The 24,753-nt window shown below is 53.6% G+C and carries 21 protein-coding genes; 11 read left to right on the top strand and 10 right to left on the bottom strand.

Features of this window, described 5'->3' with window-relative positions; genetic code table 11:
* From ltrA to NP603_RS20290, 8 genes are all read right to left on the bottom strand, one after another.
* On the bottom strand, positions 1-1,214 hold a 1,214-nt coding region (ltrA, locus tag NP603_RS20325), incomplete at its 3' end, for a group II intron reverse transcriptase/maturase (protein WP_256612688.1).
* Between the two features lie 662 nt (positions 1,215-1,876).
* Complete coding sequence (locus tag NP603_RS20320; RefSeq protein ID WP_256612687.1) at positions 1,877-2,674, bottom strand: HEPN domain-containing protein; 798 nt, start codon at positions 2,672-2,674, stop codon at positions 1,877-1,879.
* Positions 2,655-3,104, bottom strand: a complete 450-nt coding sequence (locus tag NP603_RS20315; RefSeq protein ID WP_256612686.1) for a hypothetical protein — start codon at positions 3,102-3,104, stop codon at positions 2,655-2,657. The genes NP603_RS20320 and NP603_RS20315 overlap by 20 nt, the downstream gene beginning before the upstream one ends.
* Before the next feature lie 200 nt (positions 3,105-3,304).
* The gene (locus NP603_RS20310; RefSeq protein ID WP_256612685.1) at positions 3,305-4,501 is read right to left on the bottom strand and encodes an iron-containing alcohol dehydrogenase; all 1,197 of its coding nucleotides are present in this window, start codon (positions 4,499-4,501) and stop codon (positions 3,305-3,307) included.
* A gap of 2 nt (positions 4,502-4,503) precedes the next feature.
* Positions 4,504-4,800: an antibiotic biosynthesis monooxygenase gene (locus NP603_RS20305; RefSeq protein WP_256612684.1), complete on the bottom strand. Its 297-nt coding sequence runs from the start codon at positions 4,798-4,800 to the stop codon at positions 4,504-4,506.
* Between the two features lie 185 nt (positions 4,801-4,985).
* Complete coding sequence (locus NP603_RS20300) at positions 4,986-5,720, bottom strand: Aq_1264-related membrane protein (protein ID WP_256612683.1); 735 nt, start codon at positions 5,718-5,720, stop codon at positions 4,986-4,988.
* 191 nt (positions 5,721-5,911) lie between these two features.
* Positions 5,912-6,631 (bottom strand): DUF2490 domain-containing protein, encoded by a 720-nt coding sequence (locus NP603_RS20295; RefSeq protein ID WP_371928922.1) that lies wholly within the window; start codon positions 6,629-6,631, stop codon positions 5,912-5,914.
* Positions 6,632-6,799: 168 nt separating this feature from the next.
* Entirely contained in the window at positions 6,800-8,446 is a 1,647-nt protein-coding gene (locus tag NP603_RS20290; RefSeq protein WP_256612682.1) for a SulP family inorganic anion transporter, read from the bottom strand.
* 737 nt (positions 8,447-9,183) lie between these two features.
* On the opposite strand from NP603_RS20290, the gene NP603_RS20285 reads away from it, so the two are divergent.
* From NP603_RS20285 to infA, 5 genes are all read left to right on the top strand, one after another.
* Positions 9,184-11,793 (top strand): YbcC family protein, encoded by a 2,610-nt coding sequence (locus tag NP603_RS20285; RefSeq protein ID WP_256612681.1) that lies wholly within the window; start codon positions 9,184-9,186, stop codon positions 11,791-11,793.
* Positions 11,790-13,676: a proton-conducting transporter transmembrane domain-containing protein gene (locus tag NP603_RS20280; RefSeq protein ID WP_256612680.1), complete on the top strand. Its 1,887-nt coding sequence runs from the start codon at positions 11,790-11,792 to the stop codon at positions 13,674-13,676. The genes NP603_RS20285 and NP603_RS20280 overlap by 4 nt, the downstream gene beginning before the upstream one ends.
* A 114-nt stretch (positions 13,677-13,790) precedes the next feature.
* Entirely contained in the window at positions 13,791-14,252 is a 462-nt protein-coding gene (locus NP603_RS20275) for a hypothetical protein (protein WP_256612679.1), read from the top strand.
* Between the two features lie 412 nt (positions 14,253-14,664).
* On the top strand, positions 14,665-16,779 hold the full coding sequence (locus NP603_RS20270) for a RelA/SpoT family protein (RefSeq protein WP_256612678.1): 2,115 nt from the start codon (positions 14,665-14,667) through the stop codon (positions 16,777-16,779).
* A 91-nt stretch (positions 16,780-16,870) separates the two neighbouring features.
* On the top strand, positions 16,871-17,089 hold the full coding sequence (infA, locus tag NP603_RS20265; protein WP_013819653.1) for a translation initiation factor IF-1: 219 nt from the start codon (positions 16,871-16,873) through the stop codon (positions 17,087-17,089).
* A 31-nt stretch (positions 17,090-17,120) separates the two neighbouring features.
* On the opposite strand, the gene clpA is transcribed toward infA, so the two are convergent.
* Both clpA and clpS read right to left on the bottom strand, forming a co-directional pair.
* Positions 17,121-19,397, bottom strand: a complete 2,277-nt coding sequence (gene clpA, locus NP603_RS20260) for an ATP-dependent Clp protease ATP-binding subunit ClpA (protein ID WP_256612677.1) — start codon at positions 19,395-19,397, stop codon at positions 17,121-17,123.
* 10 nt (positions 19,398-19,407) lie between these two features.
* Positions 19,408-19,731: an ATP-dependent Clp protease adapter ClpS gene (gene clpS / locus NP603_RS20255; protein ID WP_054761148.1), complete on the bottom strand. Its 324-nt coding sequence runs from the start codon at positions 19,729-19,731 to the stop codon at positions 19,408-19,410.
* A gap of 126 nt (positions 19,732-19,857) precedes the next feature.
* Between clpS and NP603_RS20250 the strand changes: the two genes are divergently transcribed.
* From NP603_RS20250 to purB, 6 genes are read left to right on the top strand one after another with little or no spacing between them, the layout of a single operon-like run.
* Complete coding sequence (locus NP603_RS20250) at positions 19,858-20,313, top strand: NUDIX hydrolase (RefSeq protein ID WP_256612676.1); 456 nt, start codon at positions 19,858-19,860, stop codon at positions 20,311-20,313.
* On the top strand, positions 20,310-21,410 hold the full coding sequence (gene mnmA, locus NP603_RS20245) for a tRNA 2-thiouridine(34) synthase MnmA (RefSeq protein WP_256612675.1): 1,101 nt from the start codon (positions 20,310-20,312) through the stop codon (positions 21,408-21,410). The genes NP603_RS20250 and mnmA overlap by 4 nt, the downstream gene beginning before the upstream one ends.
* On the top strand, positions 21,397-21,654 hold the full coding sequence (locus NP603_RS20240) for a type II toxin-antitoxin system RelE family toxin (RefSeq protein WP_256612674.1): 258 nt from the start codon (positions 21,397-21,399) through the stop codon (positions 21,652-21,654). The genes mnmA and NP603_RS20240 overlap by 14 nt, the downstream gene beginning before the upstream one ends.
* Positions 21,638-21,967 (top strand): helix-turn-helix domain-containing protein, encoded by a 330-nt coding sequence (locus tag NP603_RS20235; protein ID WP_256612673.1) that lies wholly within the window; start codon positions 21,638-21,640, stop codon positions 21,965-21,967. Before NP603_RS20240 ends, NP603_RS20235 begins: the two co-directional genes overlap by 17 nt.
* Complete coding sequence (locus NP603_RS20230; RefSeq protein WP_256612672.1) at positions 21,967-23,337, top strand: hypothetical protein; 1,371 nt, start codon at positions 21,967-21,969, stop codon at positions 23,335-23,337. The genes NP603_RS20235 and NP603_RS20230 overlap by 1 nt, the downstream gene beginning before the upstream one ends.
* A gap of 12 nt (positions 23,338-23,349) precedes the next feature.
* On the top strand, positions 23,350-24,714 hold the full coding sequence (purB, locus tag NP603_RS20225) for an adenylosuccinate lyase (RefSeq protein ID WP_256612671.1): 1,365 nt from the start codon (positions 23,350-23,352) through the stop codon (positions 24,712-24,714).
* The last annotated feature ends 39 nt before the right edge of the window (positions 24,715-24,753 follow it).

The following is a 24,753-nucleotide window of genomic DNA, read 5'->3' as shown; positions in this document are numbered from 1 at the left end:
AGTGGATAGCCTCCGCCTGCACGCTTTCTAACCTTATACTTGTTGCGTAACCACCGACGCAACCGCGCTGCCGTGTAATTATCCAGCGCACGATAGGCGCGATTGAAGGTTCCTACCTTAAAGTAGTTCGCCCAACCGCGTAGCATGCGGTTCAATTTATATATCAGCAACGTGGTGTCATGCCACGCCATTGAATAGGCAGTCAAGGCATGGACCTTTTCGACCATGCGCCTGATGCTTTTCTTCGATGGCCGGTAGCCCAAATAGACTTTACCGTTTTGCGGCCTACACATCAGCCCAAATGTGTAACCCAGAAAGTCGAACTCATCCTCCAACACATTACAGACCCGCGTTTTATCCTCGTTCACCGTGAGCTTCAGTTGCTCCATGATCTTACGCATCCATTGCAAGGCTTCTTCGGCCTTACCGCGTCGGCACAAGATCACTAAGTCGTCGGCATAGGTGACAATCCGACTGCCGAGCCGCTGTTCCAGGCCCAGTTTCTTCCATGCCAGCACAAACCGTCGCATATACAAATTCGACAGCAGCGGTGAAATGGGCGATCCCTGTGGAATGCCGCAACGATGATCTTTGGCCTCGGTCGTGCGCGTCGTCCGTCCTCGCTTATCGGTTTCCTCTACCGGACATTCCAGCCACATCGTAATAAGATGCAGCACACGTCGATCAACAATCCGGCGTGCTACCGACTTGAGTAGCTCGGCATGGGGTATTGTCCCAAAGTAGTCCGCAAGGTCGGCATCGACGACATCCGGGAGGCCGTGATACAGATGATCATTCACTTCGATCACCGCCTGCTGGGCATTGCGGCCCGAACGGTAGGCATATTGTTCGTCCGGTAGATCAGCTTCGAAGATCGGTTCTATTATCAGCATTGCTGCCGTCATACAGACCCGGTCTCGCAGCGTCGATAGACCCAGCGGCCTCAGTTTGCCATTCGGTTTGGGGATATAGACTCGTCTGATGGGATCTGGTCGATAAGTTTCCTCTCTGAGCGCAAGCGCCAGTTCGCCAAGCCACCGCTCCACGCCATATGCCTCTATATCCGCAAAGCTCTGACCATCCACCCCCGGTGCGCCCTTATTGGAGCGGCAACAGGCAAAGGCATACGCCAAGATGTCTTCTCGGTATAGTTTGTCGTACAGCGCATAGAAGCGATAGTCAGCTTCAGCCTTCGCTTTTGCGTGTAACGCCATCTGTAGTTTCTGAACTCTTAACGGAGTTGATAGGTTTCCCAATCTCCTGTCCTTTTCCACTTATTGCGTTGATCTTGAACTAAGGCCCCTTCCCTCCACCGGCATTACCCGGTTTCCTCGGTACTACAAGCCTCTCCGCCACCCTACAGCGCCCGGCCTGTCCCTCACGGGCGTCCGGTTGGCCATCGCTGACCACGCCGCAGGGCTTCCCGTGTTGCGTGCGCTTACCTTGTGTACATGCTGTCACCACTACCCCGGCGCAGCGACTAGGGATACTCTTCGCCCGTTTCCCCAGCCGTATCAGTCTTCCCCGGAATGGCTGCCGGGTCGACCTGCGCATCGACCTTTTCGAGGCTTGCTCAGTGTTCACTCACGTTACGGCCTGTACACTCGCGGAATCGCCTATAGCGATCCTTTACATCGGAGGCTCCAGCCACTTCGTTACCTTCATGACTGCTCCGATTGCTTCCGGCCGGAGCGATTTAGCCGGGTGGGTCTCTCACCCACTGATAAAGCGCCGCCTTTGCACGGCGCACGCCAAGAGCGGTCATACGGAACAAAAGTGCCAATGGTGACTATAGAACCAAAAGCAGCCGTAAGGTGTGGTAAGTTTACGAACCGCATCAATAGCGAACGATGCTTCACCACATCTACGGCCCTTTTTAGAGTCTCCCAAGGTTAAGATGTTTTATTTCGGTAACGATAGCGTACTCAAGGATGGTTTTCCCCCATCTTAAGTAATAAGCTTGATCGCTATTTAGCTCAGTAATATTTCCATGAACAAGCTTTGATCTTACTTTATATAGTTCCTTGAAGTTTTCCTTTATAGTTTTTCGACCTTTAATATCACCGCCTAACAAATATGCACACCTATCCGCAAGTGTTTCGGTTAATGCACCATTGTAATCAGTATCTCCAAGCAAGGCCTCAAGCCCAATGCAAACTTGCAAAAATGCTAAAGTTTGGTTTTCTACTACATATGAATCAAAACACCACTTTATAGCAGCCTTAATCCTAATAGCCTCATCATCTTGAGAATTTATTAGCTGAACAGGTCTTGTCAAATATGCAGCAATGGCTTTATCCAACTCATTATTTTCATTCGCTTTTATAATTTTTTCATTATTCCAATTAATATCTAAATTATTCAGCAAGCGACAAATATCAACAGGAAGATCAACCGTAGTTATTCTTGGTTCATCGAATGCTTCGTCGATGTTAACTACTTTTGATTTTTTTATCTGATGTTCTTTCGATGCCAACAAAAGACCAAGACCAGACTTACCTTCAGGTGTTAAATTTAACAACTCTTTAAATAACCCTTGTTGCAGAATTATTTTAAAGTTATTTAACGCCTTTTTTACGCATATATTTTCTAGCCGATTTCCGGCATATCCAAGCATGCGTTGCTTTATAAATAACTTTCCTATTTCGAATTTGTTATTTAGCCAATAAACCATGACCATATCCCCCAGGCACCTCTTCCGCATTTTGAAAAGAAACCAAAGACATATCCTCACTTAATTTAATTGGATTTGGTAGGTTTCGGGTGATATTTGGAATGGGCAGGTAGATATAGAATGTTCTTGGTATAGAGCTGAAGTAGTCCTTGAGGGATTTTGTTAACTCTTGGCTTTTTTCTTCACCAAGAATTTCCCATAATTTACCCTCCATTTGCTTTTCTCTGCTTATAACAGTTCTAATAGCTGTGTAAACAAAGTCATAGAAAATAGAATAAACGTCTGATGTGTCTAGCCATTCCTTTTTATGCTTTAGAATTTCGTCGGATAGCGAGTCAACATGCGCTGAAAAGGATTCGTACTGTGGCCAATTGTCCTTCACGGTGCAGTTTTTAAGAGAGCCGCGAATCTTGTTTTCTATTTTATCCAACGCCTTCTGATGCAATCTAAACTCTCCATATGAACTTAGTAATAGTTATCTATAACTCAAGAATGCCAAGTTCCAAGCAATAAACTATAGATTTATATTGCCGTCTGTCTACTATAAACCATTTAACTGTCGGTGAATGACCGATTGCATTCGGCCGCAACCGGTCGCAACCAGCCGACCAATTCCACTCCACATTTCAATCAAACCCTTCTCGCCAAAATCTCCTCGATCTCCCCATCCGTCAGCACAATCGGATTAGTCTGCATGCTACTGCCGCGGGCGTTGGCGACGATGTGGCGGAAGTCGGCTGCGGCGATGCCGTAGGCGCCGAGGCGGTCCAGTTGCAGGGTATCGCTCCAATCGGCCAACAGTGCGATCAAGGCGTCGCGCGCTTGTTGATCATCCAGGCCGGGTTCGCCGCTCAGCAGGCGACCGACTTGGGCGTATTTGACCAGGGCCGGATTGGCCGGTTCGCGGGTTTGCATGGCGCGGATATTGACCTCGGTGGCGGCGGCAACCAGCGTGCCGCAGACCACGCCGTGCGGAATCGGGAAGAAGGCGCCGAGCGGCGAAGCCAGACCGTGTACGGAGCCCAAACCGACTTGCGCCAGGGTGATGCCGGACAATAAAGCCGCATACGCCATCGCCGCCCTGCCCTCGCCGGCTTCCGGCTCCACACCGCGCCAGGCTGGGAAAAAGCCGGATTTGACTGCCTCCATACCACTCCAGGCCAGCGCGTCGGTAAACGGATTGGCCTTGGCCGAGACGTAGGATTCCAGCAATTGGGTCAACGCATCCATGCCATCGGCGGCGATCAATTCCGGCGAGCAGGTTGCCAATAAGTCCGGATCGAGGATGGCGTATTCCGGCACCAGGCATTCGTCGCGGAACGATTTTTTAAAGCCGTCCGGGCCTTGCACGCTGAGCACCGAATTCTTGGTGGCCTCGCTGCCGGTGCCGGCGGTGGTCGGCACCGCGATGAACGGCGTACTGGGGCCACGATAGGTTTGATTGCGGCCGACGCCTTCCAGATAATCCATCACCGAATCGCCGCTGGGCAGCAGGCCGGCGATGGCTTTGGCCGCATCCAACACACTGCCGCCGCCGATGGCGACGACGACGTCGATGTTCTCTTTGCGGAAGCGGCCGACCGTGTCGTCGATCAATTGCGGCGACGGTTCGCCGGACACCGTGCAGTGCCGCCATTCGACGCCTTGCCCGGCCAGCGCCTCGGTAAAACTTTGCCAACGCGGCGTACCGAAAAACGACTGTTTGCCGGTCACCAACAAAGCCTTGCGGCCGTAACCGGCAATTAAAGCCGGGGCTTCGTTCAGGCGGCCGCGGCCGAACAAGATGCGCGGCAGGCGAGCGATGTAAAACGGTTTGAAACTCTGCATGCTTAAGCCTCCGGAAACAAGGCTTTGTATGGCACTCCCTGGCGCGGCTGTGCCATCCAGTCGGCGACAGTGTCGCGCCAGGTCAGATAGTGCGCAGTCTGTTTGTGGGCCGCGGCGTCTTCGGCGCTGGCGTAGACCTCGTACAACAGAAACTGGCTGGGGTTGTCCGGCACTTGCAAGACATCGAAGCGGCGGTTACCCGCTTCCTGCACCGAGGCCAGATGGTTCAAACGGGTGGCGGCGATGAAATCGTCGATATGTTCGGGTTTGACCTGAACGTGGACTAAAGTGACGTGCATAACGATACCTAAGCGATCGGTTATCAATCCGGGTCAATCGATTCCGGCCATGCCTTTCTGGCGCCCTGCGACTGGCTGAGCAGGCACCGCAACGAAAGGCAAACCGAATCCAAAAGCCGATTTGATAATGGGTTAAAAAGCCGGCAGCATAGGCGAAGCCGGCAAAGCGATGCAAGCGCCGCCGGCTAGGATTTCAAGGGCGGTTTCGGGTAAAACCACATCTGGTAGACGCTCATCAGGATTTGCACGCCCATCGACAACCCCATCAATGCGCCGCTGAGCACGACGACGTAAGCGAATTCGGAAATGTGTTTGGTGACGAACCAGGACAACACATCCATCAGCATCGCAAAAAACGGGATCACCAGCGCCACGCGTTTGACGTAAATGTTCATATCGCACAACAGGAAAATCTTGCCGATAAAGAACAGAATGAAGGCGATGCCAAATAAGTGAATGTGCGACACCCGCACCAGGGCCGGCACCGAGGCGCCGCCTTTGTGGGCCACCTCGGCCACGCCGGCGTACTCGGTCAGATTGGGCAGGCTGGGATTGGCAATCGGGTTGTGGCAATGGATGCAATCCCGGTTCAGGATAGGTGCTACGGCTTGCTCGTAGGCCTGCCGTTCGGCGCCGTCCTGTATCCATTTCAAGATCGTTTCCTTGTCGCTTTTGTACTTTAAGTTGGGTTCCATGATGCCGTTGATGGCGGCGCCCAGCCTGGACTGGGTGGTGGAGCCGTGATACATGATGACAATATCGTCGATCGACAAACCGCGTTTGCCGTCCCGGCCCTGGTGGGTGTAGTACAAATTGACCAGCGCCATCAGATAACCCAGGCCGATAGTCAATAGAAACACGGTATTCAAGATTTTTTCGCTGGTGGAAATATCCCGAAAGCGCGGGTAGGTTTTAGCCATAACGATCGCCACACAAAAAAAAGGACCGGTCGCCAATGCGTACCGGTCCAGGCAGGAGCCACGAGGTTCTAAGGAAGAAACAAACCGCCGCCGCCCCTGGGAGGAACGTCAACGGTTGCGGATAGGATGGAGCCGCATCGAAAAAGTTCAAGTTCTGTACAGAAAAAATGCTGCCATTGCCTACACGAGGTTCAAAAGTTGACGAACAACGACGCCATGCCCAAATGGTGCATCTTGGCATCGCGGTGGTTGGCGTCGTCGAGGTACTGGTTCAGATAACCCAACTCGGCCCGTAAATTCTTGTTGAAACTCCATCCCAAGCCGCTGAAGGCGCGATTTTGGTCGAAGCCGGATTTGCCTCCCCAAGCCGTACTGTTGACCCGATAAAACGCCTCGTCCCAGGCGATGAAGCTCAGGCGCGGTTCGAATTCAAACGGATGCATGAATTTGATCATCTGCCGCGGCCGCTCGCGGACTTGGTCGCCGCGCAGGAAATTGGTTTCCCACATGGTGCGGAAGGTAAAGGTACCGATGTCGGTGGGCAGGATGTAACGGAACGCCGGCCAAATATCCTGTTGCGCGATATAAGGCTTGCCGATGTTCTGGGTCGGCAGCCAGGTATAACCGGCCCAGATCGTGGCCCGGTCGCTCAACGAGTAACCGACTGCCGAACGCACCATGCCCTGGTACCAATGGCCCCAGTTGCCGTCGAAACGCGACTGCCCTTCCAGCCAGATGCGGCCTTTTTCCAACGACGGATCGACCGCTTTCAGACTGCCTTCGCCGACGATTTGCAGCCAAGCACCGGTATCTTCCGCCAATTCGCCGGCATGCGCCAAAGCCGCACCGGCCGCTGTGAACATAAACAAGATGATTTTCAACCGATTGCGAGGATATGAGTGTTCGGCCATCGCTTTGCTCCAGATCGAATTCCAGTGATTGCAAGGCAAAACTCGGGCGTAGCCGGCCGATCCGGCTTCAGCGTCGGAGTGTTGTCTGCGGTGATTGCGGTTTGGCCCGGTGGGCCGATGATGCTCCGGCACCGCCCGAAACACGGACGGTGCCGGCCTGTTAGCGCGTCAAACGCTGAGCTTGCGGCGCGCCGCCAGATGGTGGTCGGAGTAGCTGTGATGTTCGTCGAGGCCGACGATTTCGCATTTGCCCCCGGCGTGGCGATACTCTTCCGCATAGTGGTGGATAAACTCCATCACGGTATGGTCGATCAAATCGGCGTCGGTCAGGTCGAAGAACACGTTCTCGCCTTGCGGAAAATCCGCCAACAAGCTTTTCAAGCTGATGAAGTTGGAGAACACCGCCGCACCGCTGACGGCAATATGGTAGGTGCGCGGATCGGTCTGGTTGACGTGGTAGGCCAGCGAAAACACATTGCCCGGTTTTAAGCCGCGGGTCATGTGGATCAGCAACTCGGCGACGATGCCGATCGCGACGCCGACCAGCAAATCGGTGGCGATGACGCCGATGATGGTGATCACGAACACCACGAAATGATCCAAACCGACCGACAAGGTTTTGGCGAACTCTTTCGGCGAAGCCAGCCTGAAGCCGGTGAAGACCAGCAATGCCGCCAACGAAGACAGCGGAATTTCGTGAATCAAGCGCGGAAACAGCGCGACAAAAATCAGTAGCAGCAAACCGTGAAAGAAATTCGCCCAGCCGGTTTTGGCGCCGTTGTTGATATTGGCCGAGCTACGCACGATTTCGGCAATCATTGGCAGGCCGCCGACCATACCGGCGATCAAATTGCCGACGCCGACCGCGGCCAAGTCCCGATTCAAATTGGAGTTGCGCTTGTAGGGATCGAGTTTGTCCACGGCCGATGCGCTCAACAGGCTTTCCAGGCTGCCGACCAGCCAAATCGTCACGACTGCCACCCAAAATTCGGCGGTGGCGATTTTGGAAAAATCCGGAAAGTAAAAGCCGGACATGAAATTCTCCGGCACCGCCACCAAAAAGGTCGGCCCAATCGTGTATTGGTGGTGCGGCAGGATTTCGGCTTCGGGCAAGAATAGGTACTGGTGGATATGGTCCAGGTCGAAGTATTGGCCCAAAGCCAAGCCGAGCATGACCACCAGCAACGGCGCCGGAATCATCTTCAGGGTCGGTTGTTTGATCAAGGACCAAACCACCAGCAAGGCCAGTCCGCATAAACCGATCAACGACACTTCCGGATTCATTTCGATGATCGAATGCGGAATCTCGGCAATCGTACCGAGCAGGGTTTTGGCTTCGGGTTTCACCCCTAACAAGGTATGAACCTGCTTGGCCATGATGATGATGCCGATCGCGGCCAACATGCCGTGCACGACAGAGCTGGGGAAAAAGGCGCTCAGCTTGCCGGCTTTGAACACGCCGAGCAATATCTGCAACACACTGGCGACGACAATCGCCGCCAAGGTATAGCGATAACCGGCCATCGCATCGCCATGTCCCAGCGACTGCACCGCATCGACGATGACCACGATCAAACCTGCCGCCGGACCGTTGATCGTGACATACGAGCCGCTGATGCGGGAGACGACCACGCCGCCGATGATGGCGGTGATGATGCCCGACATCGGCGGAAAGCCGGATGCCATCGCGATACCGAGACATAGCGGCAATGCAATCAAAAACACCAGAAAACCGGAGAGCAAATCGCTGCGCCAGTTTTCGACCAGGCCGGCAATACCGGTTTTCGGCAACACAAGCTGAGATACGTGGGACATAAATAGCGCTCGTTCGATATTGGAAAACCAGTTTCAAACAAGAAATATGCCACTTGCAGACAACACCGGCCAAGCCGCCGGTTTGCCCGACCGATCCCGACGCCGAAAGGCATCCACCACAGTGAATAGTGCTTGTGCCGGCAGGGGAATGGTTTATAAAAACCCGGCTTACTGGTTGAAATCAACCTTTGCCCGACCTCTCGCCGGTAGCATTCGCAGGCTCTGTGCATCTATCCGAGCGCGGCAACGAGCGAAGCGCACCAATCTGCACCTCCTCCGGCCGACGCCTACTTGTCCAGCGCAGCCATCCAAGTTACGGAAAGCCGTTTCGGCGGAGCCGCGTTGCCGCGCCGGCCCGCGTAGCAAAACCGCTAGTTTCGGCCGTTATCGAAACGATACGCAAGCCCCACGCGGCGACCGGAGCCGGAAACCCCGGCAAGACCGTACCGATTGGTTTAAATCAACCGCCGGTCAACGTTTTTTTGCACCAGCCACGCACCCTTACCAAATAAAACCTTTGTAATTCAAATAGATAAAATTGGCACGCGCCATGCTTGGCCTTGATTGACATTCCCGCCCGGATTGGCCCGATTGCGGCCCGGCTTCGACCTGCAATCGCCTCAGTGCTATAAAGCTGAGCACCATACCGGCCGGCTTTCACTTCATCGGCTGCCGCCAGCATGCGCTGAACCACCCGGCAACCGGCGAGAGCTGTTTTGACCAACGAGGTTTATTACATGGAACCGGTTAGCCATATTTGTCATTCGGCGGAGCCGAATAATAGCCACTCCGACCGCCGAGATCGCGGTTTCGACCTGAATCGCGCCATCGACAACGTCTCGCACTGGTTGCCGACACAAGGCCCGCTGAAAGACTTCATCCACCACAATACCTTACATGCGGTACAGCACTTGCCATTTCACGAAGGCGTTGCGCTGGCGGCAAAAATATTCGGCGCACGCAGCTATTTGCCGCTATCCGATTACCAAAACTGCTACCGCGAGGGCCGGATCAGCGACCACGCCATCGACTGGGCTTTGCAGCGTTGCGGTTTGAGCGACAGCCGGCGCCAAGCGCTACGCGACAGCCTATTTAGTGCAGACAAGCAAAGCCATTACCCGCCGATCTCTCTAGCCAACCACGGCATACGCACCCGTTGGCTAAACGAATTGGAAGTGGATTTGAATGCGCTGGCGCATCCGGTGTTATTCCGTTTGTTGGCCAACTTTCTGGATCAGGGCATCAGCCGCTGGAGCTTGCCGAAAGCAAACGAGAGTTTTTGGGATTGCGTGTTGCGCTTAACCCAGAACAGCTTGCTGCCGTTGTATCCGTTTCAAGAAAAAAGCGTACGCGACTTGCTCAACCTCGGCCCGGATCAAGTCATTCTGCATTGTTTGCAACGCATGGTCGGCCTCGAAACCTGGTACGAACAGTACATTCTGGAGATGCTGCTCGGTCATCCCGGCTGGTCCGGTATGGTCAGACTGATCGAACTGAATCCGCAAACCTTGCTGGCCCGCCGCGATATTTCGTTGCAGCAATTGATCGCATTCGAACTGGCCTGCGAACTTGCGTTGTTGCAGAAAAAACGCGGCGCCAATTTCGGCAAGATTGCCGCCTTGAAACAGCTGGATTCGGTGCCGCGCTTCAACGGCGGCGCGATGCAAACCCAGGTTCCGTTAAGGCTGAAAGTCTGGCACGAAGCCATGGAATGGTACCTGCATAGCGAATTGTTGCAGGCTTTGAAACACCAGCCGGTTCCAGGCCGATCGCCAACCGCCAAGCCGGCGGTGCAAGCGCAGGCAATGTTTTGCATCGATGACCGGGAATGCTCGTTACGCCGGCATTTGGAAGAAATCAATCCGGCCATCCAAACCTTCGGCGCCGCCGGCTTTTTCGGCATCGATTTTCTGTACCAGGGCCTGGACGACGTCTATCCGGTGGCGCAATGCCCGGCGGCAATTACGCCGAAGCATTTGATCGTCGAAGCCGAAGAACGCCAAACCGAAAAAAATCCGAAAACCGGCAAGTTGTCCGGCCTACACTTCACGGCACATTCGATGCTGCGCGGTTGGTTGTTTACCCAGACCTTGGGTCTGGGTTACGCGGCGCGCCTGGCCTGGAACGTATTCCGCCCCGGCGCCGGCCTGCTTAATATCGAACAACTTAGCGAGGTCAAGGCTCACAGCCACTTGCACCTGCTGCGCGAAACCGACGAACCCACGCCGGAAGGCTATTTATTGGGCTTTTCCTTTCCGGAAATGGCCGACCGCGTCGGCGGCTTGTTGCGCAACATCGGCTTGACCAAGGATTTCGCACCTTTGGTAGTCATTGTCGCCCACGGCTCCAGCAGCGTGAACAACCCGCATTTTGCTGCCTACGACTGCGGCGCCTGCGCCGGCAAACCCGGCGCGCCGAATGCCCGCGCCTTCGCCTGGATGGCGAATCAGCAAGCGGTACGGGACATTCTGCGCGACCGCGGCATCGACATTCCGGCCGCCACTTATTTCGTACCGGCGCTGCATAACACCAGCCGCGACGAAATCACTTATTTCGATCCGAATTCCTATTTGCACCGCGACCATAAAGTGCTGCACGCCTTCAAGCACGACATGCACCACGCCCTGTTACGCAACGCGCGCGAACGTTGCCGCTGGTTCGAATTGGGCCCGCAATCGCATTCCAATAAAGCAGCGCATCAACACGTAGTCGCCCGCGCCTCGTCGATTTTCGAGCCGCGCCCGGAATACAACCATTCCAACAACTTGTATTGCCTGGTCGGCCGCCGCGAATTGAGCCGGCAATTATTTCTGGACCGGCGCTCGTTTCTGCATTCCTACGATCCGGCCAGCGACGCCAACGGCGAGATCATGGCCAAGATTCTGTCTGCGATCATTCCGGTCTGCGGCGGTATCAACCTGGAATATTTGTTCTCTCGGATCGACAACTCGGTTTACGGCGCCGGCACCAAGCTACCGCACAACGTGATCGGCTTGCTGGGCGTCGCCAACGGCGTCGAAGGCGATCTGCGTACCGGTTTGCCCTCGCAAATGATCGAAGTTCACGAACCGGCCCGACTGCTGATGGTGGTGGAACAAGCCACCGGTATTGTGGATAAAGCCTTGGCCGGCATCGGCGGTTTGCAGGAATGGCTGGACGGCGAATGGATCAGATTGGTCAGCTGCGACCCTACCAGTCACGAATTGCAGCTATACGCCAAACACGGCTGGGAAAATATCGAACTGCCGGATGCCTTGCAGACCCCGGCCGCACCCCACTCGGAAAAAATCATCCTCGGCAAGACCGCAACGATACCGGTACATCAGTTACAAGGGAGACACGCATGAACAGTTTGATATTGGCCTGTTTGGCATTTCCGCTGCTCGGCATGTTATCGATACTGCTGTTCGGCAGCAGCGAGCAGCGCATTTCCACGATCAGCCTGTGGAGCAGCCGCGCGAAAGGCGCCAGCGTATTGGGCTTGTTGGCGGTCTGGGCAGTTGCCGGTTTTCCGGCTCACGAATTCGCTTGGTTCGATCTTTACACACAAGGCGAATACCGCTTTCCGATTCTGTTTTATTTGGACCGGATCAGCGCGGTCTATTTATTCTGCGCCTGGGTGATTTTCTCGATTATCGTACGTTATTGCCGGGTCTATCTGCACCGCGAAACCGGCTACCAGCGTTTCTTCCTGACGATCTTCGGCTTTGCATTCGGTTTGAATCTGGTGATTCTGTCCGGTTCGATCGATATGCTATTCGCCGGCTGGGAAATAGTGGGCGTCTCGTCGTTTTTGTTGATCGCCTTTTACCGGCACCGGCCGCAGCCGATCCGCAACGCCTTGCGCGCCTACAGCATCTACCGCTTCTGCGACGTCGGCCTACTGCTCGGGGCCTGGATGAGCCATTTGCTGTTTCACGACAGCCAGCATTTCAGCCAACTGGCCAATTTGTTCCAGCACACTGCAATGCCGCCGGCCGGTTATGCGTCGCTGCTGATATTGTCCTGGCTGATCGTCATCGCCGCCTCCGGCAAATCGGCGCAATTCCCGTTCTGCTTCTGGTTGCCGCGGGCGATGGAGGGGCCGACGCCGTCCAGCGCCATTTTTTACGGTGCGTTATCGATCCACTTGGGCGTGTTTCTGTTGTTACGCACCATGCCGATCTGGACCTACCATTACTTGCCGCGCACCATGGTGTTGGTGATCGGCCTGCTAACCGTCGTAATCGCCAACCTGTCGGAAAAAACCCAGTCCAATATCAAAGGCCAGATCGCTTATGCCTCGATCACTCAGGTTGGCTTCATGTTCATGGAATTATCGCTGGGCCTGGAAACCTTGGTTCTGCTGCATTTCCTCGGCAACGCCTTCCTGCGTTGCTACCAGTTGCTGGTCTCGCCGTCTATCGTCGCCCATTTGCTGCGGGTGGAAGGCTCGGTCGATACCGACTTCGTGATCAAACCCAGCGCGATGCGGGAATTTCTGCCCAATTCCATCCGCGACACCTTGCCGGCGGTACTGCAAAACACGCTATACGTGTTCGCGTTGCAGGAAGGTAATTTGGAACGCTTGGTACGTTCGACGTTGTGGGACCCGCTCAAGCAAATCGGCGCCCGCATGAACCGGGTCAGGCCTGCTATCAGGTATTTCAGCAGCTTCGGCTTGATCGGATTGATCATCCTCGGCAAAAACGAAACCTTGTTCGATCGTGGCTACTTGTCGATCCCGATCTCCGTGGCAATGGTAGTAGCCTCGCTGAGCGCGTTCAGCCAAAAACACAGTCCGTTCAAAGTCTGGAACGCGATCGCAACCAGTTGCGGTTTGGCCGGCATTGCGGTGTGGATGATGGAGCCCGCGGTTTATGCCGACGTGTTGCTGTTTTTGAGCGGCGTGCTGCCGTCCTGGCTGTTGGGTATAGGCGTGCTGCGCCGAATGCTGGCGCAGGAAAATTTCGCCGAAGAGCCGTTCCGCTACCGGGCCATGGCCGAAACCCGGCCTAAGGCTTCGCTGCTGCTGTTTCTGAGCTTTCTGGGTTTGGTCGGCTTTCCGATCACGCCGGCGTTTCTGGGCGAAGACCTGTTATTAGCCGACGCCACCCGGCTGCACCCTTGGTTTGCCCTTCCCATCACGCTGGCCTTTGTCGTCAACGGCATCGCCGCCGCCCGCGTCTTCGTCAGATTGTGCATGGGCCGCCCCAGCGAAGTTTGCAGCCAGGCGCACGAATCCGCCTAGTGACTTTATCGGCCAATCATGGCATTAATGTGAGGCCAGGCGTGCAATGTCGCGCCATGAACCAATCGACCACGATTCTGGTCTGCACACGATAATAATTTCACAGGAGGATACATGCGTAAATTTCCAACCGTTATGATTGCACTAGCCCTGAGCGGTACCGCGATTCAGGCTTTCGCCCAAGAGGCTCCGGTTCCGGATAAGGTCAGGACCAGCGTCCTGAAACGCCATCCGCAGGCAACCGATATGCAAGGTGAGTTGGAAACCCATTTCGGCCAACAATTGCTGGAAGTCAGTTTCAAGGATGCGGAAGGCCAAGTTCTGCACGAATTGTTCCGCTCCAACGGCGCGTTGTTTACCGGCGAGCTGGTATTGGAAAATCCGCAACAAGTTCCGCCGATGGTCACCGAAGCCGTGAAAGCCAATTTTCCAGATTCCCGCATCGAAAAAGCCGAGCTGGTGGTAAACCCGAACGGCGTTGGCGAAGAATACGAGTTGCTGATCGACTCCGCCAACGGCAAATGGCGCATAGCGGTCAACGACAAGGGCGCGGTCACTTCCAAAGAGCGCCGTTAATCGGATTCTGGCCACGTTCGGTTTCGGACGAAGACCCTTGCAGCCAAGCCTTTCTGAATCCAGGTTAACTCTGCTCTCCAATTGCCGGACGGCCGCTGTGGTTCAGCGATCTAGCCGGCAATTGGGATAGCGTAAACCGACTTGGCGCCGGCTATCCAGACAGCATTATCAACTGATTGCCGCCAGATTGGCCGATGGTGAGTCAATGTCTACCGGTCAAATCCGAAACCAGTACGCTAGTGCGGTTTTCAGCTGGCAAAAACGGCTCCGACCGTCTTCTAACCGGGCCCGGACCAGCCCGATCCCCAGTGCACCCAGAGTCAAATAGCATTTTTTCTGCACTGGTCTCCTTGCCAAGTATTTCGACGTGCTTTTTTATTTTGCCGCACAGAACCGCGTTTAGAATATCCGCATGACAAATCACGAGTCGCGCGCCAGCGCATTGTTCCCAAGCTTCTCCGCAACCGACCGCGCCAAGATCGACGCCGTCTTGGCCTGGATCGACGAATTGGGCATCAATAGCGTCGACTCGCTGCGGCCGAAAGGTATCGATGTCGCGGCAATCCTGATGGGCGTGCATATCGATCTGGAAACCATTCTGGCGACGCTGCTGAGCGATTCCCGCGTCGCCGACCGAATCGACGAAACCCAAATCCGCGAGCGTTTCGGCGCAACCGTGGCGGCGTTGTGCAAAGACGTGGCCTGGCTGAACAAAGTCAGCATTTACACGCCGGACATGGCCAACCAGCCTAACCAGGCCGAAATCCTGCGCCGCATGCTGTTGGCGATGACGCACGATGTGCGCGCGGTGTTGATCAAATTGGCGCTGCGGATACAACGTTTGCGCGGCTTGCATCTGGAGCAGGAGGCAATCCGCCGTTTCATCGCCCGGGAAACGCTGGATATCTATGCGCCGTTAGCCAACCGGCTCGGAATCAGCCAGTTCAAATGGGAATTGGAAGATTTGGCCTTCCGCTATCTGGATCCGGACAATTACCGCTTCATCAGCGCCTCGTTGGCGGAAAATCGGGAGCAGCGCCAGGCCAGTATCGACCGATTCTTGCAAGAGCTGAAAGCACTGCTCGCCGAACACGGCGTGGCGGCAAAAGTGTACGGCCGGCCGAAACATATCTACAGCATCTGGAACAAGATGCGCAGGAAGCAATTGGCTTTAGCGGATCTGTACGATTTGCTGGCGGTGCGGGTCGTCGTCGAATCGTTGCCTAACTGCTATATGGTGCTGGGTTTGGCGCATAGCCAATGGCAGCACATTCCGCGCGAATTCGACGATTACATCGCCAACCCGAAGGAAAACGGCTACCAATCGCTGCACACCGTCGTGCTGGATACGCACGGCAACCGGATCGAAATCCAGATTCGCACCAAAGCCATGCACGAATTCGCCGAGCTCGGCGTCGCCGCGCACTGGCGCTACAAGGAAGGCAGTAAATTCAACGCCGCCACCGAGAAAAATATTGCCTCGTTGCGGCAATTGCTGGAAGACAAGGATAGCGCGGATAACCTGCTGGAGAATTTCCATACCGAGTTGTTTTCCGACCGGGTCTTCGTGCTGACGCCGGCCGGCAAGTTGATCGATTTGGTCAAAGGCGCCACGCCGCTGGATTTTGCCTACGCGATCCACACCGAAATCGGCCACAGTTGCCGCGGCGCCAAGGTCAACGGCCAGATCAAGCCGTTGACTTACACACTCAGCTCCGGCGAACAGGTCGAGATCATCACCGTCAAAAACGGCCAACCCAACCACAATTGGTTGAACCCCAATCTGGGTTATTTGAAAACGCCGCGGGCGATCAGCAAGGTCAAAAGCTGGTTCAAACAGCAGCAGCAAGCCGAAAACATTGCCGCCGGCAAACAGATTCTGGAGAAGGAAAGCAAACGTCTCGGCCTGAAAAGCATCGATATGGCCGAGCTGTTGAAACACTTCAAAGTAGCGGACGCCGAGCATCTTTACGAAGCCTTGGGCCACGGCACCATCAATAACCGGCAATTGGCCAATGCGCTGAAAATACCGGAACTGGAACCGACCCCGGTCAAGCTGGTGCCGAGCCAAGCCGCGGCGCAGTCGGCCGTGACCATCGACGATATCGACAATGTGGTTACAACGCTGGCGCATTGCTGCTCACCGGTGAAGGGCGACGATATCATCGGCTTTATCTCGCATAAACGCGGTATCACGATACACCGCAAGGATTGCGAGAACCTCCGCCATTTATCGGCGGAGCAGCAGTTGCAGTTAGTCAAAGCGGAATGGAGCGGCCAGAAGTCGGTACACCACAGCGTACCAATCGTGATCCATGCATTCAACGCCCAAAATCTGCTGAACGATGTGTCGCAAGTGTTGGCGACGGCGAAGATCCATATCAGCAATGCGTCGCTGAAAACGCACGAGGATTTATCGGCGATTTTGCATATGACGATACAGATCGAGAATACCGCGCAACTCAGCTCGGTGTTGACCCGGATCGGCCATTTGCCGAATATCATCGAAGTGAAGCGGAAAGTTTAGCGGCAACGACGGATGGCTTTTGCCGACATTTTTAGAAGCCCGGCGGAGGATTCATGCTAACATAGCCGTTTTAACTTTATGGGCTTTTACTATGGCAAAAGAAGATCAAATTGAAATGGACGGCAAGGTCATCGACACTCTACCGAACACGATGTTTCGCGTCGAACTGGAAAACGGCCACATCGTGACCGCGCATATCTCCGGCAAAATGCGCAAACATTACATCCGTATCCTGACCGGCGACAAAGTTCGCGTAGAAATGACCCCTTACGACCTGACCAAAGGCCGTATCACTTTCCGCAATCGCTAACCCGTTGCGGGCTAGCGATTACCCCTCCGCTTTACATCACTTGGTTCAATTCGGAAACGACTAGCTGTTTGCCTTCTATGGCAAATGCCAATTCGCCATTCTCGACGTGTATCCGCACGTGACCGCCATTCGCCAAACGCCCGAACAGCAAGTCCTCGGCCAGCGGCTTCTTGATTTTTTCCTGGATCAAACGCGCCATCGGCCTTGCCCCCATTTTCGGATCGCAGCCGCGCTCGGCTAGCCATGCCCGTGCGTCAGGTTCCAAGGTCAACGTCACATTCTTGTCGGCCAGTACCGCTTCCAGTTCGAAGATAAACTTGTCGACCACGCTGCCGACCACGGCCATATCCAGCGGTTTAAATTGGACGATGGCATCCAACCGGTTTCTAAACTCGGGCGAGAAGCCGCGTTCGATCACTTTCATGCTGTCCGAAGCATGGTTTTGCACGGTAAAACCGATCGAGGCCCGGCTGCTTTCCTCGGCACCGGCATTGGTGGTCATGATCAGAATGATGTTTCTGAAATCGGCTTTGCGGCCGTTGTTGTCGGTCAAAGTGCCGTGGTCCATGACCTGCAGCAACAAATTGAACACGTCCGGATGGGCCTTTTCCAATTCGTCGAGCAATAACACCGCGTGCGGATGTTTGGTGACCGCTTCGGTCAGCAAACCGCCTTGGTCGAAACCGACATAGCCTGGAGGAGCGCCGATCAGACGTGAAACGGTATGCCGCTCCATGTATTCCGACATGTCGAAGCGGATCAACTCGATACCCAGCACTTTGGCCAACTGGCGGGTAACCTCGGTTTTGCCGACCCCGGTCGGACCGGCAAACAGGAACGAACCGATGGTTTTGGTGGTATCGCGCAGTCCGGCCCGGGACAATTTGATCGCTGCGGCCAGTTCGGAAATCGCTTCGTCCTGACCAAACACCAGCATTTTCAGGTTCTTTTCCAGATTGGAAAGCTTGTCGATATCGTTGGACGACACCGATTGCGCCGGTACCCGGGCAATCTTGGCGACGATTTCCTCGATTTCGGCGGTGTCGATGGTCTCTTTACGCTCTCCAGCCGCAAATAACCGCTGCCTGGCTCCGGCTTCGTCGATCACATCGATTGCCTTATCCGGCAAATGCCGATCGGTGATGTAGCGGGCCGATAATTCCACCGCCATCCGCAACGCTTCCTGGGTGTATTTCAAGCCGTGATGCTCCTCAAAGCGCGATTTCAACCCTTTCAAAATTAATACCGTATCTTCGATGGACGGCTCGACCACATCGATTTTTTGGAAGCGCCGCGCCAAGGCATGGTCTTTTTCGAAGATGCCGCGGTATTCCTGATAGGTGGTGGAACCGATGCAGCGCAACTGGCCGGAGGCCAACACCGGCTTGATCAGATTCGAAGCGTCCATTACGCCACCGGAAGCCGAACCCGCACCTATGATGGTATGAATTTCGTCGATGAACAAAATCGAATCCGGCTCTTTTTTCAACTGGTTGATCAACGCTTTCAAACGTTTTTCGAAATCGCCGCGGTATTTGGTACCGGCAACCAAAGCCCCCATATCTAACGAATAAATTGTGCTGTTCATTAAAATATCGGGGACTTGTTCTTCGACAATCCGCTTTGCCAAACCCTCGGCGATTGCTGTTTTGCCGACCCCCGCTTCGCCGACGAGCAACGGGTTGTTTTTGCGCCGCCGGCACAATACCTGGATGGTGCGCTCCACTTCCAATTCGCGGCCGATTAACGGATCGATATTGCCCTTCAACGCCTCTTCATTCAGGTTGGTGGCATATTTTTCCAGCGGACTGCTCAAACTCTCGCTGTTGCTGCGTTCGCCTTCCGGCTCCTCGCTACTCTCTTTTCTGAACTGTTCGATTTTGGAAACTCCGTGAGCGAGATAATTGACGACATCCAGACGCGTAATGTCTTGCTTGTTCAGCAGATATACCGCATGCGAATCCTGCTCGCTGAACAGCGCGACAAACAGGTTGGCGCCGGTCACCTCTTTTTTGTCTGAAGCCTGAACGTGAAATACTGCTCGCTGCAACACGCGCTGGAAACCCAAAGTCGGTTGGGTTTCGCGTTGGATACCTTCCGGAATCAGCGAAATGGTCTCGTCGATAAAGCGGGTCAGTTCGGCGCGCAACGCATTGACGTTGCAGCCGCAGGCGATCAGGATCGGGATCGTCGTCACGTTATCCAGTAAGGCCAACAGCAAATGCTCGACGGTGATGAACTCGTGGCGTTTAGCATGAGCCCCGGTAAAAGCAGCGTTCAATGTCACTTCCAGTTCTTTACTTAGCATGGCTTACCTCTCACGCCTCCTCCATCGTGCACATCAACGGATGATGGTGTTCACGGGAGTATTCGTTAACGATATGGACTTTAGTTTCGGCCACGTCCTTGGTGTAGGTACCGCACACCCCAACGCCTTGGGTATGCACTTGCAACATCACCTGGGTGGCCCGCTCTTGGCTCATGTTAAAAAAGTCGGTCAGAATCTCGACGACAAAATCCATGGGCGTGAAATCGTCGTTGAGCAAAATGACTTTATACAACGGTGGCCGTTTCAACTGCGGCTTGGCTTCTTGCAGCGCAGTGGTGCCGTCAACGTCTTTAAAGGGTTCAAAATCGGACATAAACTTCTGTGGTGCAAAATCGCTGTGTTCTTAAAAATAGCGCCTTAGACATTAAATTTCAATCTTTACCCATATAAAAAACATTTCTAGTAAAATGCGCGCCTTTTAACGTTTTATGTCGACAATATGGTCTGGAAACCCCACGTTACCGTCGCCGCTGTAATCGAAAAAAACGGGCGTTTTCTACTGGTCGAAGAGACAACGGCGCATGGCATTGCGTTCAATCAACCGGCCGGACATTTGGAAGAAGGCGAGGACTTAATCGCCGCCGTCATCCGGGAAGTGCGGGAAGAGACCGCCTGGGAGTTTCAGCCCGAAGCCCTGATCGCGACCCAACTATGGCGGAGAAACCCGGCAATGCCCAGTTTTCTGCGCTTCTGCTTCACCGGCACTGTCGACAATCACAACCCGGCACAAGCGCTCGACGACGGCATTATCGGTACTCATTGGCTCAGCCGCAACGAGATTTGCGCCCGCCGCGACCAATTACGCAGCCCGCTGGTGCTGACCACCATCGACGAATACCTGAAAGGCCAGCGTTATCCGCTCAGCCTGCTACAAACTTTTTTAGACTACGCATGAGCAAACACATCATCGTCGGCATGTCCGGCGGCGTCGATTCTTCCGTCACCGCACTAGCGCTGCAAGAACAGGGCCATAAAGTTACCGGTTTGTTCATGAAAAACTGGGAAGAGGACGACGGCACCGAATACTGCACCGCGATGCAGGATTTGGCCGACGCGCAACAAGTCGCCGACAAATTGGGCATCGAATTGAAGACCGTCAACTTCGCCGCCGAATACTGGGACGAAGTGTTCGAAGTGTTTTTGTCGGAATTCAAGGCCGGCCGCACCCCCAATCCCGACATTTTGTGTAACAAACACGTCAAATTCAACGCCTTCTTAAACTACGCCATCGAAGACCTCGGCGCCGAATACATCGCCACCGGCCACTACGCCCGCGTCCGCGAACGGGAAGGCGAATTCGAATTATTGAAAGGCCTGGACCCGGCCAAGGAGCAAAGCTACTTTCTCTACGCAATGGGCCAGAAAGCGCTGTCGAAAACACTGTTCCCGATAGGCCATTTGCAAAAAACCAAAATTCGGGCGATGGCCGATAGAGCCGGCTTCGCCAACAGCCGTAAAAAAGACAGTACCGGGATCTGCTTCATCGGCGAACGTAAGTTCAGGGAATTCCTGGAACGCTATCTGCCCCACCAACCCGGCGAAATGCGCACGCCCGAAGGCAAACTTATCGGCAAACACCACGGCCTGATGTATTACACCTTGGGCCAACGCCAGGGCCTGGGTATCGGCGGCGTCAAAGACGCGCCGGACGAACCGTGGTTTGTGCTGGACAAAGACCTGGATAACAACGTGCTAATCGTCGGCCAAGGCCACGACCACCCGCTGATGCTGCACAACACTCTGGAAGCCGGCCAACTGGATTGGTGCGGCAGCCAACCCTTGGCCGAAACCGTCCGCTGCGCCGCCAAAACCCGCTATCGCCAGCCCGACCAGGATTGCGTCGTCGAACCGATTGATGGAGGCAGCCGCGTCAAAGTCCGCTTCGACCAGCCGCAACGGGCGATCACGCCGGGGCAGTCGGTGGTGTTCTACGCTGGCGAGGTTTGTTTGGGGGGTGGTATTATCGAATCGAAGTACAATGAATCGCATTGAATGGCAGCCCAAGGCCGTCAAACAACTGCGCAAAATTTCCGACAAAGCGTTGCGTGAACAAATTTACGATTCATCCCAAGTGCTGAAAGACTTTCCTGAGTGCGCCAATATCAAAAAATTGACTAACCATAAATACAGTTACCGCTTGCGTGTCGGTGCTTATCGGGTATTCTTTGAGTTTGAGGGCATCGTCAAGGTTGTTTCCATTGAAGAGGTAAAAAAACGCGATGAGCGCACATACTAATATTCAAATTATCAATGGTCTCGACGGTAATCCGGCTTTTGTGGTGATTCCTTATGCAGACTATCTGAAAGAACACGCTGTTAACAATGCCACCATTCCTAACGAAGTAGTCGGCGCTGTGATTAAACAAGATATATCCCCCATTAAAGCTTGGCGGGAATATTTGCACTTATCGATAACCGAACTAGCCATGCGTTTGGGCATTTCCGAAGGGGAATATATTGATATAGAAAGCCAAGAAAAGCCGGGAAAAAACGCTCTGAATAAAATAGCTGCCGCGTTAGGCATTTCTGTTGTGCAATTAAATGTTTAATGAAGATCTTTTTCCTGGCATTTGAATGCGAACCTACTGCTGATAATAAACACGTTGATCTCCTTGAGGGAGCTACAGCGCATTGCATGGTATTGGAAAATAACCCACACAGTGCATTTAGCAAAGGACGTTTCTATGTAGAAAAAGATAACTGGCATATAAAATCCATAGAAATTCACCCTATTGAAATAACTGTAGAGCTTTGCAGTCAGCCAAACAACTTAAAACAATTCAATACAGCACAAAAACACGGAATTGCTATTGTTTACGCAGCATGGGCAACGAATGAAACAGATATACCAGAACCAACCAGGTTGACACTGAGTTCATCCGACAAATTCGACATTAATAGCTTTTTAAAAGCTCAAAAAGAACTAAAGAATAAAGGACGTTGCCTGCATTATGACAATCGCAGCAGATGTAACGAGATCATTAATGCACATTCGATACAGAAAAACCAATTGCTAGACACAGTTGCCGTTGACGGCCATGTCTATACCGTTTCCAAGAATTTCGGTGACTTCAAAGACGATAGCTCAGGGGTTCCTTACAAAAAACGAGGAATCGATAAAGTATCCACCTTCCTTGGCTTTTGTAAACGCCATGACAACGAGCTATTTGAACCGATTGATAATTCGAGGCTAATTCCTACCGATCAACAAGCATTCCTATACGCCTATCGCTCGTTATGCAGAGCCGTATTCGTCAAAGAAAATGCCCTCACGCTAGCGAACTACACAATAGAAAATTACGGTGAAAGCAATGACCGAAACGGCCACAAGCTTGGAACAAGTTTTGCCTTTGATAGTTTAAAGAGGCATAAATTTGAATACGATAATTCTTTAAAAGAAAATCAACATTTCGATATCGAATATGTTTTGTTTATATCAAAGCAAAAGCCATTCTTAGCCTTCTCCGGCTTAGAGTATCCTGAATTCGATTTTATGGGCAGACAGTTACAGGACTTAGGCAATCACTGCAGCAAACTGGACTTAATAACCTTTTGCTCAGTCCCTATGAATAATCACGAATGGGGAATATTGTTTGCATGGCATAAATCCAGCTCTAAAACGTGCACTGTTTTTATGAGTTCATTAGCAACCATGGTGTATGACAATCACAACCTTGGAGACTTACTGTTCCGCTTCGTAATTTTAAACTGCGAGAACATTGCCATTTCGCCGACTTGGTGGGAAGCGATATCCGAAATCCATAGAAAACAAATTTCAACCAGGACATTTGAAATGATCGATGATTTTTCTCCTATCAAACAAAATTATTTAATGCATGGTTTGGAGGGCATTTCGGAATGGAACTTCAATGGAGTTATTTCAAATGTGGATCACTATTTTTTTAAGTTCTATTTCTAGGATATACCAGCAATGACTCATTCCGTTCTCACATCCATCTCCCCCATCGACGGCCGTTACGCCAACAAAGTCGACGCCTTGCGTCCCATTTTCAGCGAATACGGCCTGATCCGTTATCGGGTCGAAGTCGAAGTGCGCTGGTTGCAAGCCCTGGCCGCCGAAGCCAAGATCGTCGAAGTACCGGCCTTGTCCGCCGAAGCGAATCGCGTGCTGGATAACATTGTCAGCGATTTTTCCGAAGCCGATGCCCAAGCCGTCAAGGACATCGAGAAGACGACCAACCACGACGTCAAAGCAGTCGAGTATTTCTTGAAGGAAAAAGTCAAAGGCAACGCCGAACTGCATGCAATCAACGAGTTCTTCCATTTCGCCTGTACTTCGGAAGACATCAACAACCTGTCGTATGCCTTGATGTTGAAAGAAGGCCGCGGCCTGGTCCTGGCCGAGATCGACGCGACGATAGCAGCGATCAAACAATTGGCCCTGGCCAGTGCCGAACAACCGATGCTGTCGCGCACCCACGGCCAGTCGGCCACGCCCACCACAGTCGGCAAGGAACTGGCTAACGTCGTCGCCCGTATGCAACGCCAACGGGAGCAATTGGCGAAGGTCGAATTGCTGGGCAAGATCAACGGCGCGGTCGGCAATTACAACGCCCACAGCGTGGCCTATCCGGAAGTGGATTGGCCGCAGTTCGCGCAACACTTCGTCGAGTCGCTGGGCCTGACGTTCAACCCTTACACGATCCAGATCGAGCCGCACGACTACATGGCCGAATTTTTCCACGCCTTGTCGCGCTTCAACACCATTCTGCTGGATTTCGACCGCGACGTCTGGGGCTATATCTCGCTGGGTTATTTCAAGCAAAAAACCGTGGCCGGGGAAGTCGGCTCGTCGACGATGCCGCATAAAGTCAACCCGATCGATTTCGAAAACTCGGAAGGCAACCTGGGCTTGGCCAACGCGATTTTCGGCTTTCTGGCCGACAAACTACCGGTTTCGCGTTGGCAGCGCGACCTGACCGATTCGACCGTGTTGCGCAACATCGGCGTCGGCATCGCCCACACCAGCATTGCCATTCAATCGACCTTGAAAGGCATCTCCAAACTGGAACTGAATCCGGCGGCACTGGATCAGGATCTGGATATGAACTGGGAAGTCTTGGCAGAACCGATCCAGACCGTGATGCGGCGTTACGGCATTGAAAAACCTTACGAAAAACTGAAGGAACTGACCCGCGGCCAGCGCGTCACCGGCGACGGCATGCGCGCCTTCGTCGAAAAACTGGAGATTCCGGCCGACGCCAAAGCCGAACTGTTGGCCTTGACCCCGCATGGCTACACCGGTTACGCCGCCGCGTTGGCAAAGGAAATCTGATAGTCGTGCTCCCGGGCGAAGCGGCCGGCCGCTTCGCCC

The organism is Methylomonas aurea, assembly GCF_024505045.1.
In the GTDB taxonomy this organism is placed as follows: Bacteria; Pseudomonadota; Gammaproteobacteria; order Methylococcales; family Methylomonadaceae; genus Methylomonas; species Methylomonas aurea.
The sequence above is the reverse complement of the archived record's forward strand: the minus strand, read 5'-3'. Positions and strand labels throughout refer to the sequence as shown.

Excerpts from the sequence above, each read along its gene's own strand:
- NP603_RS20320 (WP_256612687.1), bottom strand. The coding sequence starts at position 2,674 with ATGGTTTATTGGCTAAATAACAAATTCGAAATAGGAAAGTTATTTATA.
- NP603_RS20290 (WP_256612682.1), bottom strand. The coding sequence starts at position 8,446 with ATGTCCCACGTATCTCAGCTTGTGTTGCCGAAAACCGGTATTGCCGGC.
- NP603_RS20280 (WP_256612680.1), top strand. The coding sequence starts at position 11,790 with ATGAACAGTTTGATATTGGCCTGTTTGGCATTTCCGCTGCTCGGCATG.
- infA (WP_013819653.1), top strand. The coding sequence starts at position 16,871 with ATGGCAAAAGAAGATCAAATTGAAATGGACGGCAAGGTCATCGACACT.
- clpS (WP_054761148.1), bottom strand. The coding sequence starts at position 19,731 with ATGTCCGATTTTGAACCCTTTAAAGACGTTGACGGCACCACTGCGCTG.
- NP603_RS20275 (WP_256612679.1), top strand. The coding sequence starts at position 13,791 with ATGCGTAAATTTCCAACCGTTATGATTGCACTAGCCCTGAGCGGTACC.
- NP603_RS20300 (WP_256612683.1), bottom strand. The coding sequence starts at position 5,720 with ATGGCTAAAACCTACCCGCGCTTTCGGGATATTTCCACCAGCGAAAAA.
- NP603_RS20295 (WP_371928922.1), bottom strand. The coding sequence starts at position 6,631 with ATGGCCGAACACTCATATCCTCGCAATCGGTTGAAAATCATCTTGTTT.
- NP603_RS20270 (WP_256612678.1), top strand. The coding sequence starts at position 14,665 with ATGACAAATCACGAGTCGCGCGCCAGCGCATTGTTCCCAAGCTTCTCC.
- NP603_RS20235 (WP_256612673.1), top strand. The coding sequence starts at position 21,638 with ATGAGCGCACATACTAATATTCAAATTATCAATGGTCTCGACGGTAAT.
- NP603_RS20240 (WP_256612674.1), top strand. The coding sequence starts at position 21,397 with ATGAATCGCATTGAATGGCAGCCCAAGGCCGTCAAACAACTGCGCAAA.
- purB (WP_256612671.1), top strand. The coding sequence starts at position 23,350 with ATGACTCATTCCGTTCTCACATCCATCTCCCCCATCGACGGCCGTTAC.
- NP603_RS20230 (WP_256612672.1), top strand. The coding sequence starts at position 21,967 with ATGAAGATCTTTTTCCTGGCATTTGAATGCGAACCTACTGCTGATAAT.
- clpA (WP_256612677.1), bottom strand. The coding sequence starts at position 19,397 with ATGCTAAGTAAAGAACTGGAAGTGACATTGAACGCTGCTTTTACCGGG.
- NP603_RS20305 (WP_256612684.1), bottom strand. The coding sequence starts at position 4,800 with ATGCACGTCACTTTAGTCCACGTTCAGGTCAAACCCGAACATATCGAC.
- mnmA (WP_256612675.1), top strand. The coding sequence starts at position 20,310 with ATGAGCAAACACATCATCGTCGGCATGTCCGGCGGCGTCGATTCTTCC.
- NP603_RS20250 (WP_256612676.1), top strand. The coding sequence starts at position 19,858 with ATGGTCTGGAAACCCCACGTTACCGTCGCCGCTGTAATCGAAAAAAAC.
- NP603_RS20310 (WP_256612685.1), bottom strand. The coding sequence starts at position 4,501 with ATGCAGAGTTTCAAACCGTTTTACATCGCTCGCCTGCCGCGCATCTTG.
- NP603_RS20285 (WP_256612681.1), top strand. The coding sequence starts at position 9,184 with ATGGAACCGGTTAGCCATATTTGTCATTCGGCGGAGCCGAATAATAGC.